The following is a 17,432-nucleotide window of genomic DNA, read 5'->3' as shown; positions in this document are numbered from 1 at the left end:
TTGCGTTTTTCAAAAAAAATACCTATAATACTACCGCCTGATAGAGCAGCTATAACCGCTAATATACTTTCAATTATATTCATAATAATTAGATGTTGAAGCCTAAGGTTTTTAAAATTTCTTTGAGCTGCCCAAGAGTAATGACCTGCGTATCTTCTGTTGCCTTTGCAACATTTTGTATTGGTTTATTTCCTGCATCAATACCCGTTTGATCAATACGAATAATTTCTTGCCCTCGTTGTGCTTGATTAGCAATACTGAGTTTCTTTAAAACCAAATCAGGATTAACATTGATAACAACTTTTTCTTTACCCGTTAAACGCTCTACTCGCAATTGCAAATTTTCATTATTCGAAGTATCAAGAATTAGCCCATCAGCACTTGAAAATCCATCTTTCTCATTGGCTTTTCCTTCTACATAAGTACTTGTAGAGGCATCTTCATTGACCATAAAATTCAAATAAGTAGGTATATAAATATTTCCACTACCGCCGCCTGTATTTTTGGGAACTTCAATATACCCGCTATTGTCGGTTGTTTTATCCGAAAAAGTTTTATAAAAATAATATCTATGTACATTACCTGAATCTACGGGTTGAATTGAAAAATCTTGTAAAACCCTACTACTATTTTCAAGTTCAATTTCCCCTATTTTTTCAAGAACTTTAACATTAAAATCTTTCTGCGTATTTCTATGGTCAAGGTTAAAAATTTCATAGTGATTTATAAGCGAAACAGTAGCTTCCGTTTCGTGGTTATTATCTTGTGAATTATTAGAGGACATCTGTGTTTTTATTTTTCCTATCATTTCCTTAATTTTTTTATTTTTTATTTGTTTGCCAAATAGCCAATCCTGCCAATCCAAAAACTGCTACCCAAAACCAAAAACTGCTATTATCTACTTTATTTTTTAAACTTGGCACTACGGATACTTTTTCTGTTTTTTTAGGAGCTACAACTACTACATCATCTATTTGTTGTACATCTTCTTGCATTATTATTAGTTTGGGAATTTGGTTTGCTTTGTAACGAAGTGTTTTTAATCCAACAAAACTTATTTCTATATCATCTTGGGCTTGTGCATTGATAGCAAAATGTCCATTGACATCAGAAATAACTCCAAAAGCAATAACCCCTCTGTTTTTAGCTGAAAGATTTTGAATAGTAGCACCTATTAGTGCATTTTTGTCTTTGTCAATAATACGAGACGACACAGCGCCTTTTCGGATTTTAACATCAGTGGTTGGGGCGGTTTTACATGTTTTGCATTCCGAAACAAACTTAGGACGAATGTCTTTTGCAGTCATCGGTGTTCCCATTGCTAACAAAAAATATTTATATATAGTATTCATTTTGTATAATTTTATTAAGTTTTATCTGTTATTTCTTTGTCCCATACCAAACCATACCCACGAGATAAAAGCCCCCTATCAACAATATAAAAACGACTTTGTGCGTTATACTGAATAACCGCGTAGACCTTTCCTATTTTCTCTTTGTAAGATACCGTAGCAAATAGTTCATTAGTAGATTTCCATTTTCTTTGTGTTTTATCATATATTGCTTTTTTGATAGAAAACGGTTGTTTTTTTGCTGAAAAAACCTCACTGCCAACCAGTATTATACGTTGTGGTTCAGGATTGCCGTCTTTTCCTTGTATAATTTCAAAGAAATTTTCAAAATCTTTGGACGAAAAACCATTTTTTAAGTTAGTAAGCAAAATACTATCAAACAAAATCGTATAGGCTTTTGAAACTTCATCAAGATTGGTAACTTTTGCCGCAATGTTAAACATTGTTTTCTTGTCTGTCCAAAGGTTTATATCTGGCAAAACCCAGCTTAGTACACCTGGAAATTCAATCTTATTGAAAGCTTTGCGAATAATAAAAGCTGCCTGTACATTCGGATTGCTAATATTTTTTTTGGCATACAAATTTCTTCGCCAACGTTTATATAGTTTTGGACCAAAAACAATTCCACTTATGACTAAACCTGTAATAAATATTTTTGGCAAATATTCTCGCATAAAATCTTGTTGCTTTTCAAAGGTACGAAATGATTTATCAATAATTTTTTCTCCCGTTTTGCTATTGGCAACTGATGAAGCAGCCATAACTGCCGGCACAGATCCCAAATGTGTTTTATGTATTTTTGCTTTTTTCATTTTATCCCTCTTAAATGGAAAAACTATTCCACGATATTGATGTTTTGATAAAAAAGAAGCCCTTTTTAGAGGAAATATTTTATTTTGCTTCGTTTATTCACTTGATTTTTGTAAAAATACACCCTTGTAATGATGGCAACGGACGCACAGCACGACTGCTTGAAAAATGGTTTTTAGCTCAGAAATTAGGAGAGAAAGCGTGGTTCATCCAGAGTGAAAAAATGTATTTTAATAACCACCATAACTATTACCAAAATATTCGTAAATTAGGTTTGGAATACACTGAGTTAGATTACTCCGAGGCTCTGCCCTTTGTTTTGATGTTACCTACTTCTCTATAAAAACTACAAGGCTGACCTTTTTGGAAGCCTCTTTGACGCAATTGCGTCAGCTCTTTGTGGTTGCTTCAAGGTATCTTTGCGGACGAATTTTAGTGGAAATTACTCCCCCTAAAAAAGCAATCAACAACCGAGAAAATGTCAAAAGAAATATTCATACAAGAACTCAAACGAATCGTCAAGTCGCCCAAACGCTTGTTTCTTATCGTGTTAATGCCGATGCTCTTCTTTGGGTTTTTCAGCTATGTCTTCCGCGAGGACACGCCCAAAAATTTGCCCGTAGCCCTTACCGATTACGACCAATCGCCGATGTCAAGACAACTGGTGCGTTGGCTCGATGCCACTACCATTATGCAGATTTCCGAAACGGCAGAAAGTCCCAAAGCCATTGAAAACCAACTCAAACGAGGCGATGTCTATGCCTATATCATCATTCCCAACGACTTTGAGAAAAACATTCTACAAGGACAGACCACCCAAGCCCTGTGCTATACCAACGGCAATTATATGATGCCCGCAGGTTTTATCCAATCGGCATTTATGCAGACGGTGGGAACACTTTCGGCTGGAATCGATGTCAACAAACGAATGAAACAAGGAACGCCCCAAAGCCAAGCCCTTGCCGAGGTGCAATCCATCAGAAACGACGCTCATACGCTCTACAATCCGTATAAAAATTACAACTTTTTCCTCAGTATGGGATTTGTGCCGTTGTTTTTCCAAATGTTTGTAATGATTATCAGTATTTATACGCTCGGAGCGATGTTCAAATACCGACAAGCACGACACCAATTGAAGTTGGCAGGAGGCAATCCGTGGGCGTTGCTATTTGGGAAAACCCTCCCCTATACTCTTATTTTTTGCATATTGGCATTGCTTATGGACATTTATTTGTTCAAAGTGATTGGAATTCCGATGCAGACGGGCAACTATCTTGCTACGGTGTTTATTTCCTTTTTGTTGGTGCTGGTCAATCAGTCGTTGGCGGTATTTTTCGTATCCGTTACGGCAGATTTGCGTTCGGCACTCACTTACGGTGGCGGATTTGCAGCGTTGGCGTTTGCCTTTTCGGGATATACTTTTCCGTTGGGAGCAATGCCCGAAGCGGTGCAATATTTGGCAAAAACCTTCCCCTTTACGCACTTTATCCAAAGCTATATCAATACCGCTGTGCGAGGGCTTCCGCTGAGCTATTCTACCGAAAATCTAATCGCTTTTGTGGTGTTTATCAGCTTGGTCATCGTGGTTTTTCCTAAGTTCAAAAAACGAATTCATCAAAACGGCTACAATGAGAAATAATCGATTTTTATATACATTCATTACCGAATTTCGTCGTATGTTTTCTGACTCGGCGGTATGGGTTTCTGTGTTTCTAATTTCGCTGGTGGTGGCGTTGGGCTACTCATATGTTTATTCCAACGAAGTACCTACCGATGTGCCAATCGCCGTAGTAGATGAATGCCGAACCACCGAAAGCCGACAACTCAGCCGAATGATAGATGCCACCGAACAAGTTGCCGTAAGCCATCAACCGACGGATTTTCAAGAAGCCAAAGAATTGTTTTATCGAGGAAAAGTACACGGAATTGTTGTGATTCCGAAAGATTTTTCACAGAAATTATTCCAAAAACAGCGTCCTGCCGTGTCGGGTTATTACGATACTGCCTATTTTTTGTATTACAAACAGGTGTACAAAGCCGTTGCCACCTCTCTGGGCTATATGAATGCAGGTATCGAATTGAAGGGACTCACTGCCAAAGGAATGTCGGTAAGCCAAGCCCAAAACACGATGCAAGTGGTGCAGTCCAAAGTGGTTACGCTTTTCAACCCCAACGGAGGATATGCCACTTTTGCAATGCCGATGGTGTATTTGATTATCATTCAAACGCTTTTGCTTACGGGCATCGGACTTTTGGGAGGTACGGCAAGGGAGCAACAGGAGTTTTCAAAAGCGGGACTCAACATTCGTTCGCTGAAAGATGTCCTGACGATATTAGTCGCCAAGGCAAGTACTTACACCCTTTCGGCGTATTTTTACATTACGATAGTGCTATTTGTGGTGATGCCTTTGTTTAACATTCCCCAACGCGGAAATTACGCCGAGATATACCTCTTTTTGTTACCGCTTTTTTTGTCGATTTCGTTTATGGGATTGTCGCTGATTCGCTTTTTCAGACATCGGGAAGATGCGGTGATGAGCATCACTTTTACCTCTATTCCAGCGATGCTTTTGGCAGGAATTTCGTGGCCTGTGGAAGCCCCTCCCGAGCCGTTGCAATGGTTGGCACAAATCCTGCCGAGTACCCACGCCATCAAAGGATTTTTGGCAATGAGCCAAAGCGGATTGTCGCTACTAAGCATTCAAGATAGCTACCTCAAACTCTGGGGCGTATGCGGACTGTTTTTCGTCCTTGCGGTATGGATGTTTTATAGGATGTTGTTTAAAAAACTTAATTTTTAGTACAAAAAATAAAAGCCAAACCCTTGTTAGCAATTCGTTGTTTTATCGTCCTGCTCAATTTCTTTTACGAAGGCTGATAAAGATGTTGCTAATTGTTTTGGTTTACTTAACATTGGCAAATGCCCAGTGTCGATAGTCTCGATTTTGTTTGCATTTAAGTTTTTCGCCATTTTATTTTGCAATGCAAAAGGCATTGATTTATCATTTGTCAATTGGATATAAAGTCGCTTAGTATTAGGTAAACTAAAATTGATTTTTGTTGTATATAGTCTTTTTGCCTCTGGTGTAAATTCAGTTGTTATTTTTGTTGTTTGCTCGTCTGTTAAGTCGTTGCAAAGCTCATATTCTATTGATTTTTTGGGTGGTTTTGTTCCAAACAACTTTAAAATAATTGGCATTATCATTTTTTGTGGGAATGCTAAGGAAGATATGAAGGAACTTCCGTTTGTTGGAATAACAGAACCGATAGCAACAAATCCTTTCAGTTCATTTTTGAATTGTTCGGCAACTTTAAGCCCAACACAAGCTCCTATTGAATGTGCAACTATTATGAAGTTTTTTGTATCCCATTTTTTTATTTGTTCGATTGTTGAATTTACATAGTCATCAAAAGTCAGAGTTTGATTTGCATTGTCGCTAATCTTCCTATTGGGAAAGTCAATCGTTAAAAAGGTTTGATTGATTTCCGATTTTAGTTCGTCCCAAATTGAGCTGTTTAAACCTGCTCCGTGTATTAGCACTAATCCGATGTTGTTATTCATATTCGATTTCTCTTCCCCTTTTGTTTATTATGCTTGGTCTTTTTACAATTACTGCCAAGTCTTATTCAAGATACAAAGTTACAATATTATTTTTCCTTTGCTCTAATATAATTCTATAAATTAGTAAAATAGAGGTAGTATATCATTTTAGGATTTTATAAAATGCCAAAGCGAAGTATTAAAGAGTATAGATAAATTTTCGTCATTGAACCAAACGCCTGTTATATATCGTTTTTATTCATCGTTAAGTTCTTTTTGTATTTTCTTTGGAAGTCCGGATACAACCAAATCATAGGAATCCTTTATCCATTCTTTAAACTGTTTATCAGTAATTTTTCCTTTGGTTTTTATACTGTTCCAGTGTTTCTTATTCATATAATATCCTTCAATCACTTCCTCATATTGTTCTCGTAACTGGATAGCTTTGTCAGGTTCGTATTTTAAATTAACAAACTCATAAGTATTTATGTTGGTGGCACAAAACATTTTTCCTTTTATGAAAAACACAAGCGTTTTATCGTCAAAAGGCATAGACTCTTCTACGCCTTTTAATGATAAGCAAAAATTTCTCAATTCTTCAATATTCATTATTATTCAGCTTTTTCGGCAAATCCAAGAATGTATCCATTAATGTCTTTTAGATAAAACTCCTTCATTCCGTACCAAGTTGTTTTTAATTCGGTTATTTCTAAGTTTTTTGTTTTCATTTGTTGATGAAATTCGTCTATCCCTTTAATATCCATATAAAAAGAAACGGAAGCTCCGATTGGTAACCCTGTTGCGAAAACAACATCTTCCTTAAATGTGTCGGTGCGTTGAAAGAAAATTTCAACATTATCTTTTTGCATCATAGCATAAACATATTCTTTACCTTCGGAAAAACTTTGTTCAATTCCGTCTTGAGTTACGGGAACGGTCATAATCAACTTGAAACCGAAGTTTTCTTCGTAATAAGCAACCGATTTTTCCACATCCGTTACTTCAAAATTTGGGGTAAGTTTTGTAATCTTCATAATAAAACCTTTTCTTTTATGTTTATAATGCAAAATTACTCGTTGAACTTGGTTGCTAATTGTAAAAATCGGACATTCTCGTTTTTTAACAATTCTCTCGGTGTCTTTCCTGTATGTTTTTTTATTTCTTTAATGAAATGAGCTTGGTCAAAATAATTTTCATTTGGGTAAAGAGTTCCTTTCGAGATGTCTTTATATGAAGAGTTACAACGAATAATGTTTAAAAATGGCTTCAATGAAAATCCAAACATCTGATTAAAATAACGATTTATCTGTCGGCTGCTCCAAAATACATTTTTTGAAAGTTCTTCAACGGATAAATTTTGTCTTTGATAAACTAATTCAAAAAGTTTGAGTTTTCTGCTGTCTATTTCCTTTAAATGTTTGATTGAATTTTCCAAATGATTCGAGATTTCTGAAACAAATATTTCAAAATCATTGGTTTGATAATTTAATATATTCCAGAATGTATCGTGTAAAATTATGTTTGTATTCAGAATAGATTTCATTTCTCACTGAAATATATATTCAGCTGCTAAAAGTTTGAAACGAATACCAAAAAGTTTAGTTGATTTCGGTATTACTACATTAACAGGCTCTATCCAAACCCCAGTTAGTTTTATTTGTTTAAATGAATTGCTTTCAAATTCTACAATAAGGTCAAAGTATCCGTCTGGAATAATGGTATGTTCAAATTCTGTATTAAATGTTTCGTATTCCCAAAAACTTTGAATAAAGTTCGTCAAGAATCCAATGGGTTTTATTTCTCTGTATTTCATTGACGCAATGTCTTTTAAGATGGCATAAACATCTTATTCACGAGACAAAAGTACAACATTTGTATCTATAAAACTTATATCATCTGTATATTATTTTCAACTTTGTTTTCTTTCGCCCTAATATATAATTCTATAAATCAGTAAGATAAATAAATCTCACGCTTTAAAAATACGATGAAAACTCCATTCTGAATGATAAGAGTGTCATAAAAACCTTCCTGAAAAGTCGGTTTTTAGTTTACGGAAACCCTTCGTTGGCGGTTTATATATTCTCAAAAAACTTCTTAAAAAATTAAAATATTCGTAATACGATTTTCTTAGGACAACCTTACGGACATCTTACAGACACCTTACGGAAACCCTATGAACACTCCGATTGTGGTTTTCGGAATGAAATTAAGAAAATAGTAAGAATATGATAATAAGAATATAAAAGAAATAAGTTTGCTTTATTGGAAAAACACTTCAAAATCTTGTCTTCGGGCAGGATTTTTTTGTAAGTAGGCTTTTCCTTTCTATTTTTGCAGAAAACCTACATCACATCGCTATAAAGAAGTAAAATGTACCGCCAAATTCAGCCTCATCCTATTTTGCAAAAATATGTCGCGTTTTTTTGGATAAGCGAAACGGACAACTATTTCCAATATTTTTCGCCTGCTTCCACATTTACGGATTTGGTTTTCTTTTGTCAGGGAACGATACAAAATACACAAAATCATCAAGAATTATCTCAAAATGGCGTTGTTTTTGGTCAGAAAACATCATTTTCCAATTACCAAACGCTTCATTCAAAAGCGAAACTTTTTGGCATTCGGGTGCGCCCGTCTATTTTTCTTCTAACCCTAAAAATGCCCGCTTTTCAACTTAATGAACAAAGTATTTCTTTGGGGCAACTTTTTGGAAATGAAGGTGATGTCCTTACAAATAATATCATCAATGCCTGTTCCATAGAAGAGTCGATTGCTTTATTTTCTTCGTTTATTATCCAAAAAATAAAAGATGTACCTGCGAAATATCAACTAATAGAAAAGGTTATCCATTCTGATGCGATTTCTCGCGATTTTTCGGCAAAAAACTTGGCACTTTCGGAGCGTCAGTTTGAACGAAATTTTAAAGATTACACCGGATTTTCATTGCAAAAATATACCAAAATCAAACGCTTTGAGCAAGTGTTTGGATATTTACAACATACTAAAAATAAAGAAAACCTTACCGAAATTGCCTATCGATTTGGTTACTACGACCAAGCTCATTTTAATCACGATTTTAAAGAATTTACAGGAAGAAGCCCGAAAGATTTTATAATGTTTATGTAGTTGTTAAAAGAAATATATAAATATTATGTGCTATGAAACAATATAATCGTTCAATAAAAATTGCCCTTGATAAGTCAACAGGAGAAATTCTTGATGCAGATGAAGTGTTTAATAATACCAAAGATGCTTTTCAAATTAGGAAAAAATATCAAACTGGTGAGTTGCCCCTTTCTTGTTGTGAGTGTCAGCAAGAATTGGTAGTTTCAGGAAGCAAATACGACAGATTACATTTTAAACATAAACCTGGACATAGCTATTGTATTTTATCTGATGAGCGACTAACTCCCCAAGAGCATAAACATTTCACCGAAATTTTGAGAGGGAAAGAAAGTTTCAGACACAAGGAACTTAAAAATAAAATTGGACAATTATTGAAATCGGTTGAAGGGGTTGATTTGGATTCTATTGCCATTGATGACAAATTTATAATGAAAGATGACGAAAAAAGGCGTCCAGATGTATATTGTAAATTCCAAGATAAAGAGATTGTTTTTGAAATTCAGCTATCAGATTTACCACTTAGTTATATATTGAGTCGTTATGAGTTTTATAAAAAACACGGCATTTATCTTATTTGGATTCTTGATAACTACGATGTTCATAATCAAGGAACATTAGAACGAGATATAAAATATTTAGCAAAGCATCAGAACTTTTTTAAGTTAAATGAAAATTCTCAAACATTCAAACTGGAATGTGAATACAAATATGTTCTGTTAACAGAAAATAATAAACTACGAACTAGATGGTCGAAAAAATCTGTGCCATTAAATGAATTAAAATATGACAATCAAGATTTTCAAGTTTACTATTATAATTTTGAGGACAATAAAATAAAAAAAGAGTCACTTCAAAAGATAAAGAAGAAAGAGATAGAAGAATCCGAAAGAAAAAAGGCAGAGGAAACCAAGTTAAATAATGCAAAATATAAGGCTAATGAATTAATTAAATTAATAAAAGAATATAGAGATAGAAAAATCCAAAAATTTGATCGTATAGTTCAAGAACTTGAAGAAATGGATGATTTTGAAGTTGAAGTTCTCAATAAATACCTGAAATTCAAAGAGAGAACAAAGAATCCTTTGATTGAGTGGATAGATAGTGCAACTCAGGGAGATGTAAAATTTATTGAATTTATTTTACAAAGTAAAGAAATCGAATTGGACATCAACAAACCTGATAGTTCAGGTAAAACTCCATTTCAAGCAATTCTTTTAAATAATAGTATTGATAAAAATTTGCCCATTAAATCTCTTTTTAAAGCGGGATATAAATTAACCGATTCGGACAATATTTTTCTAAACGAACTTTTAGAAAAACAAGAGAATTTATCATATTATGTTTATATTTATAAATTATGTAATAGACTTATAAACAGAACTCTTGTTGATGATGTTTTTAAGTTCGATAAGTTACTTTTTATTATTGAATCTGCAAAAAAGAAACAATTAATCTATTATAAATTTACAGGGAATAAATGGATTTCTTTTGCGAATAATGCAATACAACATTATAGCGAATACTGGGAATATTTGGAATTAACATTTAAAAAATTTGAACTTTGGAATGAACTTATAGAACTTGATAAAAAAGGAACATTTCAAGCAAAACTTCAAGGTTTTTATTCCAATATTCCAAAACAAAAATATGATTTTGATAACGTTTTTAATGACCTTTATTTTTCTGAGATATATGTTAAATAAATTTTTAAGATATTATTTGTGAAAATAAATTGAAAATGTCGTTTCGGTACAATTTCAGCACACAAATTCGGGATAGCTTTGCCTCAATTTTTAATTTGTAGAAAAATGACTGAAAAAGTAAATGTACCGCAAGGAAGCCACATCGTAAACGCCCTCATTTCCACACAAGATACCCGTGTTGGAGAAAGTTTTTGATGCTCAAGAAGATAAAAACGCTTTGGCAATCAGCCAATCCGACGGAAAGATTTTCAACAGTAGTATAACCATTGGCGATACTACGATTATTATTTTCGACCGAAAAGAAGGTTGGAAACATACGCCCTCTCTATTGCAAGTCTATGTGAATGATATAGATAGAAAACTCGCAACCGCCGAATCACTCGGAGCCACTGTTGTTACCCAGCCTACCGATTTTTATGGAGGGAAATTAGCTCGCTTCATCGACCCGCAAGGCAATTTATGGTGGCTTTTTGAGTTGTCGGAATATGACGAATCCGATTGGTTTTCAGAAGAAAACACCGAAGAAACCGATGCTGTATGGGCATTAGAATCTGATTCGGATATGACTTACATACACGATTCACTTGTAGAAGCAATGAAAAAACTCGATGATTTTCAATAATTCCAAAGTATTATAATTATGGCACAATCAAGGAACAACATCGTAACCCACGGATTGAGTGGGAAAGTGGGAGATATTTTAGTCTTCTCACAACGAAACGGGAAAACCATTGTTTCCAAAGCTCCCAAACGCAAAGCAGAATTTTCAGACAAACAAAAAGAGCATCATCAAAAATTCCAAAAAGCGGTCATTTATGCCAAAGGAGCATTGCAAAACCCTACCACCAAACAAATGTATGATAAGGCAGCCGCCAAAAAAGAAGGCTTAAATAGCTACAACATCGCCATTGCCGACCTGATGAACGCTCCAAAAATTGAACAAATTGACCTTTCAGCATACACAGGGCAAGTGGGCGACCTTATCAAAATCAAGGCTTATGATGATTTTGCAGTAAAAGCAGTAACCGTTGAAATTCAAAATTCCGAAGGAACATTAGTCGAAAAAGGAAACGCTATTGACAATGGTTTGGAATGGATTTACACCACAACAGTCAACAATCCCAATCTTTCAGGCGATAAAATTATCGTCCGTACTACTGATAACCCTGACAACCTAACTGAAAAAGAAGTCCAGCTATAAATTTTTCAAACTACAAAAGAGATAGAGAAACGATAGAGACAGGATAGAGCCATAACCAAAAGATACACCAAAAAACGCCCTTACCAAGGAGCGTTTTTCTTTTTTAAACAATTCACACAAAACCAAATATTTTTAGGATTTAGCATAACTATAATAGGTACAAACACTTCCTCCCTGCTCAACAAGAAAAATTTCGTGTCAGTCTGAGCGAAGTCGAAGACTTTTATCTCAGTAATTTTAAATTCAAAAATCGTATCCCACTTCAAAAAACATTGTATTTTTGCACCAAAAAAGGATAATATGAAATACATACTTTTTGCCATTGCTTTATGGGGTGGAACTTGCCTTTACGCCCAAACCGATACTTCGGGGAGAATCCTTCACCGAGCGACTCCCGAAATGAAAACCAAACTCCAACATACCAAACTCAAAGTAGGCTTTAACTTTGAAAATCAAACCCTAAATGGGGAGGAATGGCTCACAGCTTCGCCTTATTTTTATGCCACCGATAGCCTTATTTTAGATGCCAAGTCGATGCTCATCCACGAGGTAAAACTCAATGACCAACCGCTGAAATATGCCTATGAAAAGGATTTTCTGAAAATAAAATTGGATAAAATCTATCAGAAAAACGAAAACTACACCGTGTACATTCGCTATACGGCACAGCCTGAAAAAGTCATTGAAAAAGAGGGGACAAGAAGTGATGCTAAAGGTTTGTATTTCATCAATCCGAAAGGAGAAATTCCTGATGTGCCTACCCAAATTTGGACGCAGGGCGAAACCGAATCTTCATCGTGCTGGTTTCCCACTATCGATAAGCCCAACCAAAAGACCACACAGGAAATTTATATGACTGTTCCCGATAAATTCGTAACGCTGTCCAACGGGATTTTAAAATCTTCCGTAAAAGAAGCCAATCACCTACGCACAGACCATTGGGTGATGGATAAACCACACGCTCCGTACCTCTTCTTTATGGGCGTGGGCGATTTCGCCGTAGTGAAGGACACCCCGTGGCGAGGCACGATTCCCGTGGATTATTATGTGGAAAAAGAATACGAATTGGTGGCAAAGAAAATTTTTGGGCATACGGCGGAAATGATGGAGTTTTACTCTAAAAAATTCGGATATGATTTCCCTTGGCAGAAATACGCTCAAATGGTAGTTCGCGATTTTGTGGCAGGGGCAATGGAAAATACCACAGCGGTAAGTCACGCCGAGTCTGCCCATCAGCCGAGCGAAGTTTTGGCAGATGAAAACTATTGGGAAGCCATCATCGCTCACGAAATGGGGCATCATTGGTTTGGCGATTTGGTAACCACCGAAAGCTGGGCAAACCTCACCATCAATGAATCTTTTGCCAATTATTCCGAATATCTTTGGTACGAATACAAATACGGAAAAGATGCCGCCGACTATCACCTCAACAATAAAGTGGGACAATACCGCCACCGCTCAACAGATTTTCTGAAAAATCTGGTGCGTTTTGGGTACGATGATAAGGAAGATATGTTCGATTTGGTTTCGTACAACAAAGGCGGTGCGATTCTGCATATGCTTCGCGATTATTTGGGCGATGAGGCTTTTTTTCAAGGGATTACAGACTTCCTAAAAACTTATGAATTCGGCACAGGAGAAGCCCACCAGCTAAGACTTTCCTTCGAAAAAGTTAGTGGAAAAGACCTCAATTGGTTTTTCAATCAGTGGTTTTTCTCTCACGGGCATCCTTTCGTGGCTGTGGAAAAAAATTACGATGCAAAAACGCAAAAAGTTCATTTGAAAATCATTCAAAATCAGGAAGAAGATGTGCTTTTTGAGTTTCCTTTAGAAGTGGATATTTATGAAAACGGAACTTACCACCGACACCAAGTTTGGGTAAAAGCTCAAAAGGAAAACGAATTTTATTTCTCGGCGAAGAAAAACCCTAATTTGGTGAATGTCAATCCGAGAGGTGTTCTTATTTGGGTGGAAGCATCGTACAAAACCCCTGCTGAATACGCCTTTCAGTACCAACACGCCAAAGATTTCAAAAGCAGATGGCAAGCGGTAGAATTTGCAGAAGAAAATCAGGATAATCCATTGTTAATGAAATCGATAAAAGACCCTTTCTATCAAGTTCGAATTAAAGCCTTGAATGCTTTGGCAGGTCAGAAATTGAGCAAAAAAGAATTTGCCGAGATAGAAAAAATTGCCAAAACCGACCCAAAAAATTTGGTAAAATCGGCAGCAATGTGGACTTTGGCAGCGACCCAAAACCGAAAATATTTACCCGTTTTCGAAAATGCTTTGGGCGTACATTCGGCAGCCATACAAAATGCAGCGCTCAACGGCATCGGCAAAATAGACCCTACACGAGCTAAAAACTTCCTATTAAAATCCGCTCCCGAAAATTTCACTTCCGACCAATTGGTTTGGGTATTTTCCGTAATCGTGGACAACAAAATGGAGAAATATTTACCAAAAGTGCTTCTGTACATCATTTATTATCCGTTCATAGAAAAGGACAACCCGAAACAAGCTGAAATTTTCCGCAAGGGCTACCTATGGGCAATGAGTTTAGACGATAAGGTTTTGGTAGAAATTATTGCCAAATCTTTCAGAGCGGCGGCTCCGTATTCCGACAAAGGTTCAAAAGCCAACAAAGCCACCATCAGAGTTCTGGACGAGGGCATCGCCGCCAAACGAAAACTCCCCCCAACCGCCTCCGTACAACAACAGATACAGCTATTAGAAGAAGTAAAAGCCTTGTTTTAATCGGGATTTTTTTAATGAAAAGGAAATTTGAAAAGGTTTTTACAAGCAAATATTTTTAATCAGAAATATTTGACATACAGAAAATTATTATAATTTTGTGGCTGGTATCGTGTTTTTTGAACTAACTCAACAAAAATTTATAAAATATAAATTATGTATCAAGATTATTCTAACTGGGAAACATTCGAATATAAATTAAGTTCTTTAAATCTTGATTTACAAAATCCTAGAATTAATTATTACGGAAAAGCTCTAAACCAAAACCAGATTATGAAGTTTCTTATAGAAAATGAAGGGGTTTATGAATTAGCTAAAAAAATTTCAGAGGAAGGTTATTATGTTGGAGAAGAGCCAATAATATGTATAGAGGGAGATAAGAAAATTGTGCTAGAAGGAAATAGAAGGGTAGCAGCGTTAAAGCTTTTGCAGAATCCTAAAAAATATTTACCAGAAACAAAAGCAAATATTTTATTAAAAAATATCTCAGATAATAATTTTTCTGTTAATTCAAAAAGATGTTATATTGCCCCCAATAGAATTTTAGCTAACCCAATTATTTATAGCCGACATAGAGGAGAAACCTTGAAGAAATGGAAGACAGGAAATCAATATTCTTTTGTCGCAGATATGTATTATAAAGATGGATTAAGTTTAAATGACATATGCGAGTTGTTAAATGAGACACCTAGTAGGGTTAAAAAATATTTGAAAGCATATAATTTATTTTTTGAGGCTCAACAATTATATTTAGAAGAAAATGGAGAGTTTATAGAGATTTCAAATTTTGATATAACTAACCTTGAAAGATTTTATGATTATAAAGAAGGTCAAGAATTTTTAGGTATAGATTTTTCGGAAGAAGATGGAAGTTTGAATATTAAAATTCCTGTCGAAGAGTTTAATAAGAGGCTATTATATATTTTTGAAGAGTTATTAACTAGTGCTGGTTTTTCAAGAGAATTTAACAATGAAAGTCAAAAAAAGGAATATATAGAAAGTTTAAGACAAAATCCTTTATTTGATTTTGGGGTAGGTAATAATCAAAACACAAAAAAAGGTAAAACATCCGAGAATAGAAAAAACTTGGAGGAAGAAAAAAAGAAAACCAACCCAAGACGAAAAACTAGAACAAGCTCCAATACACCAAAACGCATTATTTCTCGTGATTGCTATATTTATTTTGAAAATGAAAAATTGAATTCATTGTTTTATGAATTAAAATCTTTGCCAATTGAAAGAGAATATTCTTTTGCTATTTTATTAAGAACATATTTAGAGCAAGTTCTATACCATTACATCGAAAAAAAGAATTTAACTGAAGATTTTCACAGAAAAATAATCGAAGAAAGAAGAAAAAATACAGAAGCAAAAATTAGTACTCTTACTAAATATTTAAAAGGTACATATGGCATAAATGAAGAAATGGATACTAAAAAAATAATGGAAATACTCAAATTTAATGATAATAAGGAGTACATAAATAGTAGCTTAAAAACAATGTTAGATTATATAAAAAAACAACATTTAGCAAAACTGATTTGTGATACTAGTAAATTAAAAAGTATCAGTGACTATGTTGAAAATGTAAAACAAGGCTTAGATTTAGCTGTACACAACATTAATTACATTATTGATTTTAATGTAAATAAAAGAGCTTGGAATATTCTGGAACCGTTATTTATATCTCTTTCTGATAATTTAAATAATGAATGATGCATTATTCACCTTTGAGATATCCTGGCGGAAAAAATAAGCTGTCCGCATTTATAGCAAAAATCTGTATCGATAATGATATTAATGGACATTATGTGGAACCCTATTCGGGTGGTGCCTCGGTGGCTCTATTCCTATTAATGGAAGGATATGTATCCAAAATAACAATCAATGATAAAGATAGGTCAATATATGCATTTTGGCATTCTGTTTTGAATAATACAGAAAAGCTTTGCTATTTAATTGAACAAGCGGAATTCTCCATCGAAGAATGGAGAAAACAGAAATCTATTCAAAGTAGAAAAGAAAAAGCCGATTTATTAGAACTAGGTTTTTCTACTTTTTATTTAAACAGAACCAATAGATCTGGGATAATTAATGCAGGAGTCATAGGAGGAATAAGGCAAAACGGAAACTACCTTATGGATTGTAGGTTTAATAAAGTTGATCTTATTAATCGAGTGAAAAAAATTGCAAAAAGAAAAAAAGATATTCACTTGTATAATGAAGATGCTGTAAATCTCATCGATAAAATTCAGAAAGAAACCAAAGGTAATAATACCATATTTTATTTTGACCCTCCTTATTACTTAAAAGCCAGTACATTGTATATGAATCATTATCAATATGGAGATCATAAAGAAGTAAGTAAAAAAATAAAAAATATTCAAAATATACATTGGATTGTTTCTTACGATAATGTACCTGAGATTAAAGAGCTATATAAAGAATTTTCAAAAAAAGAATACTCATTTAAACATACTGCATATGATTCTAGGGATGGGCGGGAAATTTTATTTTTTTCCAACAAACTAAAACAACCACAAGAAAAAGATTGGAATCCTTTAAATTATAAGTTGTTCAATAAGAAAATAATATACAAGGAAAAAATATAAAAACAAGCCCAAATTAAACAAAAAAACAGTAAAATAGTTTTTTATCCTCGTCCAAAATTTTCAGATTTTCGAGTATTCTTTGCAAGTTGTTGATTTGTATTTTTTTTCAATTCTCTTTGATTAACAAAGTAATAAAGGATAGTTCGCAACTAAGGTTCGTATATAATTGATAAATTTTTCCATTGTTATAATCCGTGAAATTGAGATTTGAGCAAAAGTAAAGCGATTTTGTTAGATAATTCAACTTACTAATTTATGTTATACTATTTAATTGATTTGTAAATATATACAAAAATTCTACCATTAATAATCATCCTCTGGTAATAATTC

At 34.3% G+C, this 17,432-nt stretch carries 18 protein-coding genes; 10 read left to right on the top strand and 8 right to left on the bottom strand.

Annotated elements, in window-relative coordinates:
• Window positions 1-88: 88 nt before the first annotated feature.
• The 3 genes from OO775_RS13525 to OO775_RS13515 are packed head-to-tail and all read right to left on the bottom strand — an operon-like array spanning window position 89 to window position 2,164.
• Window positions 89-808, bottom strand: a complete 720-nt coding sequence (locus OO775_RS13525) for a hypothetical protein (protein ID WP_264847763.1) — start codon at window positions 806-808, stop codon at window positions 89-91.
• 13 nt (window positions 809-821) lie between these two features.
• Window positions 822-1,352 (bottom strand): hypothetical protein, encoded by a 531-nt coding sequence (locus OO775_RS13520; RefSeq protein ID WP_264847762.1) that lies wholly within the window; start codon window positions 1,350-1,352, stop codon window positions 822-824.
• Between the two features lie 14 nt (window positions 1,353-1,366).
• Window positions 1,367-2,164: a hypothetical protein gene (locus OO775_RS13515; RefSeq protein WP_264847761.1), complete on the bottom strand. Its 798-nt coding sequence runs from the start codon at window positions 2,162-2,164 to the stop codon at window positions 1,367-1,369.
• Between the two features lie 14 nt (window positions 2,165-2,178).
• On the opposite strand from OO775_RS13515, the gene OO775_RS13510 reads away from it, so the two are divergent.
• From OO775_RS13510 to OO775_RS13500, 3 genes are all read left to right on the top strand, one after another.
• On the top strand, window positions 2,179-2,505 hold the full coding sequence (locus tag OO775_RS13510; protein WP_264847760.1) for a Fic family protein: 327 nt from the start codon (window positions 2,179-2,181) through the stop codon (window positions 2,503-2,505).
• Window positions 2,506-2,640: 135 nt separating this feature from the next.
• Window positions 2,641-3,801: an ABC transporter permease gene (locus tag OO775_RS13505; protein ID WP_264847759.1), complete on the top strand. Its 1,161-nt coding sequence runs from the start codon at window positions 2,641-2,643 to the stop codon at window positions 3,799-3,801.
• Window positions 3,791-4,963, top strand: a complete 1,173-nt coding sequence (locus OO775_RS13500; RefSeq protein ID WP_264847758.1) for an ABC transporter permease — start codon at window positions 3,791-3,793, stop codon at window positions 4,961-4,963. Before OO775_RS13505 ends, OO775_RS13500 begins: the two co-directional genes overlap by 11 nt.
• 26 nt (window positions 4,964-4,989) lie before the next feature.
• On the opposite strand, the gene OO775_RS13495 is transcribed toward OO775_RS13500, so the two are convergent.
• From OO775_RS13495 to OO775_RS13475, 5 genes are all read right to left on the bottom strand, one after another.
• On the bottom strand, window positions 4,990-5,724 hold the full coding sequence (locus OO775_RS13495) for an alpha/beta fold hydrolase (protein ID WP_264847757.1): 735 nt from the start codon (window positions 5,722-5,724) through the stop codon (window positions 4,990-4,992).
• Between the two features lie 234 nt (window positions 5,725-5,958).
• Window positions 5,959-6,312: an MmcQ/YjbR family DNA-binding protein gene (locus OO775_RS13490; RefSeq protein WP_264847756.1), complete on the bottom strand. Its 354-nt coding sequence runs from the start codon at window positions 6,310-6,312 to the stop codon at window positions 5,959-5,961.
• A gap of 2 nt (window positions 6,313-6,314) precedes the next feature.
• Window positions 6,315-6,737, bottom strand: a complete 423-nt coding sequence (locus tag OO775_RS13485; RefSeq protein WP_264847755.1) for a VOC family protein — start codon at window positions 6,735-6,737, stop codon at window positions 6,315-6,317.
• Between the two features lie 35 nt (window positions 6,738-6,772).
• Window positions 6,773-7,246, bottom strand: a complete 474-nt coding sequence (locus OO775_RS13480) for a helix-turn-helix domain-containing protein (RefSeq protein ID WP_264847754.1) — start codon at window positions 7,244-7,246, stop codon at window positions 6,773-6,775.
• 3 nt (window positions 7,247-7,249) lie between these two features.
• On the bottom strand, window positions 7,250-7,516 hold the full coding sequence (locus OO775_RS13475; RefSeq protein WP_264847753.1) for a DUF6597 domain-containing transcriptional factor: 267 nt from the start codon (window positions 7,514-7,516) through the stop codon (window positions 7,250-7,252).
• 560 nt (window positions 7,517-8,076) lie between these two features.
• On the opposite strand from OO775_RS13475, the gene OO775_RS13470 reads away from it, so the two are divergent.
• The 7 genes from OO775_RS13470 to OO775_RS13440 all read left to right on the top strand — a co-directional run bounded on the left by OO775_RS13470 (window position 8,077) and on the right by OO775_RS13440 (window position 17,102).
• Window positions 8,077-8,832, top strand: a complete 756-nt coding sequence (locus tag OO775_RS13470; protein WP_264847752.1) for a helix-turn-helix domain-containing protein — start codon at window positions 8,077-8,079, stop codon at window positions 8,830-8,832.
• Window positions 8,833-8,864: 32 nt separating this feature from the next.
• A complete protein-coding gene (locus OO775_RS13465; RefSeq protein ID WP_264847751.1) occupies window positions 8,865-10,535 on the top strand; it encodes a DUF6035 family protein in 1,671 nt (556 codons plus the stop codon).
• Between the two features lie 178 nt (window positions 10,536-10,713).
• Complete coding sequence (locus tag OO775_RS13460; protein WP_264847750.1) at window positions 10,714-11,157, top strand: VOC family protein; 444 nt, start codon at window positions 10,714-10,716, stop codon at window positions 11,155-11,157.
• 18 nt (window positions 11,158-11,175) lie between these two features.
• The gene (locus tag OO775_RS13455) at window positions 11,176-11,736 is read left to right on the top strand and encodes a hypothetical protein (RefSeq protein WP_264847749.1); all 561 of its coding nucleotides are present in this window, start codon (window positions 11,176-11,178) and stop codon (window positions 11,734-11,736) included.
• A gap of 300 nt (window positions 11,737-12,036) precedes the next feature.
• Complete coding sequence (locus OO775_RS13450; RefSeq protein WP_264847748.1) at window positions 12,037-14,493, top strand: M1 family metallopeptidase; 2,457 nt, start codon at window positions 12,037-12,039, stop codon at window positions 14,491-14,493.
• Between the two features lie 153 nt (window positions 14,494-14,646).
• The gene (locus OO775_RS13445; RefSeq protein WP_264847747.1) at window positions 14,647-16,206 is read left to right on the top strand and encodes a ParB N-terminal domain-containing protein; all 1,560 of its coding nucleotides are present in this window, start codon (window positions 14,647-14,649) and stop codon (window positions 16,204-16,206) included.
• On the top strand, window positions 16,203-17,102 hold the full coding sequence (locus OO775_RS13440) for a DNA adenine methylase (protein WP_264847746.1): 900 nt from the start codon (window positions 16,203-16,205) through the stop codon (window positions 17,100-17,102). Before OO775_RS13445 ends, OO775_RS13440 begins: the two co-directional genes overlap by 4 nt.
• Window positions 17,103-17,432: the final 330 nt, after the last annotated feature.

The sequence above is a fragment of the Capnocytophaga catalasegens genome (genome assembly GCF_026005215.1).
GTDB classification, from domain to species: domain Bacteria; phylum Bacteroidota; class Bacteroidia; order Flavobacteriales; family Flavobacteriaceae; genus Capnocytophaga; species Capnocytophaga catalasegens.
The sequence above is the reverse complement of the archived record's forward strand: the minus strand, read 5'-3'. Positions and strand labels throughout refer to the sequence as shown.

Coding starts and splice junctions, on each gene's coding strand:
- OO775_RS13525 (WP_264847763.1), bottom strand. CDS start 808: ATGATAGGAAAAATAAAAACACAGATGTCCTCTAATAATTCACAAGAT.
- OO775_RS13520 (WP_264847762.1), bottom strand. CDS start 1,352: ATGAATACTATATATAAATATTTTTTGTTAGCAATGGGAACACCGATG.
- OO775_RS13515 (WP_264847761.1), bottom strand. CDS start 2,164: ATGAAAAAAGCAAAAATACATAAAACACATTTGGGATCTGTGCCGGCA.
- OO775_RS13510 (WP_264847760.1), top strand. CDS start 2,179: ATGGAAAAACTATTCCACGATATTGATGTTTTGATAAAAAAGAAGCCC.
- OO775_RS13505 (WP_264847759.1), top strand. CDS start 2,641: ATGTCAAAAGAAATATTCATACAAGAACTCAAACGAATCGTCAAGTCG.
- OO775_RS13500 (WP_264847758.1), top strand. CDS start 3,791: ATGAGAAATAATCGATTTTTATATACATTCATTACCGAATTTCGTCGT.
- OO775_RS13495 (WP_264847757.1), bottom strand. CDS start 5,724: ATGAATAACAACATCGGATTAGTGCTAATACACGGAGCAGGTTTAAAC.
- OO775_RS13490 (WP_264847756.1), bottom strand. CDS start 6,312: ATGAATATTGAAGAATTGAGAAATTTTTGCTTATCATTAAAAGGCGTA.
- OO775_RS13485 (WP_264847755.1), bottom strand. CDS start 6,737: ATGAAGATTACAAAACTTACCCCAAATTTTGAAGTAACGGATGTGGAA.
- OO775_RS13480 (WP_264847754.1), bottom strand. CDS start 7,246: ATGAAATCTATTCTGAATACAAACATAATTTTACACGATACATTCTGG.
- OO775_RS13475 (WP_264847753.1), bottom strand. CDS start 7,516: ATGAAATACAGAGAAATAAAACCCATTGGATTCTTGACGAACTTTATT.
- OO775_RS13470 (WP_264847752.1), top strand. CDS start 8,077: ATGTACCGCCAAATTCAGCCTCATCCTATTTTGCAAAAATATGTCGCG.
- OO775_RS13465 (WP_264847751.1), top strand. CDS start 8,865: ATGAAACAATATAATCGTTCAATAAAAATTGCCCTTGATAAGTCAACA.
- OO775_RS13455 (WP_264847749.1), top strand. CDS start 11,176: ATGGCACAATCAAGGAACAACATCGTAACCCACGGATTGAGTGGGAAA.
- OO775_RS13450 (WP_264847748.1), top strand. CDS start 12,037: ATGAAATACATACTTTTTGCCATTGCTTTATGGGGTGGAACTTGCCTT.
- OO775_RS13445 (WP_264847747.1), top strand. CDS start 14,647: ATGTATCAAGATTATTCTAACTGGGAAACATTCGAATATAAATTAAGT.
- OO775_RS13440 (WP_264847746.1), top strand. CDS start 16,203: ATGATGCATTATTCACCTTTGAGATATCCTGGCGGAAAAAATAAGCTG.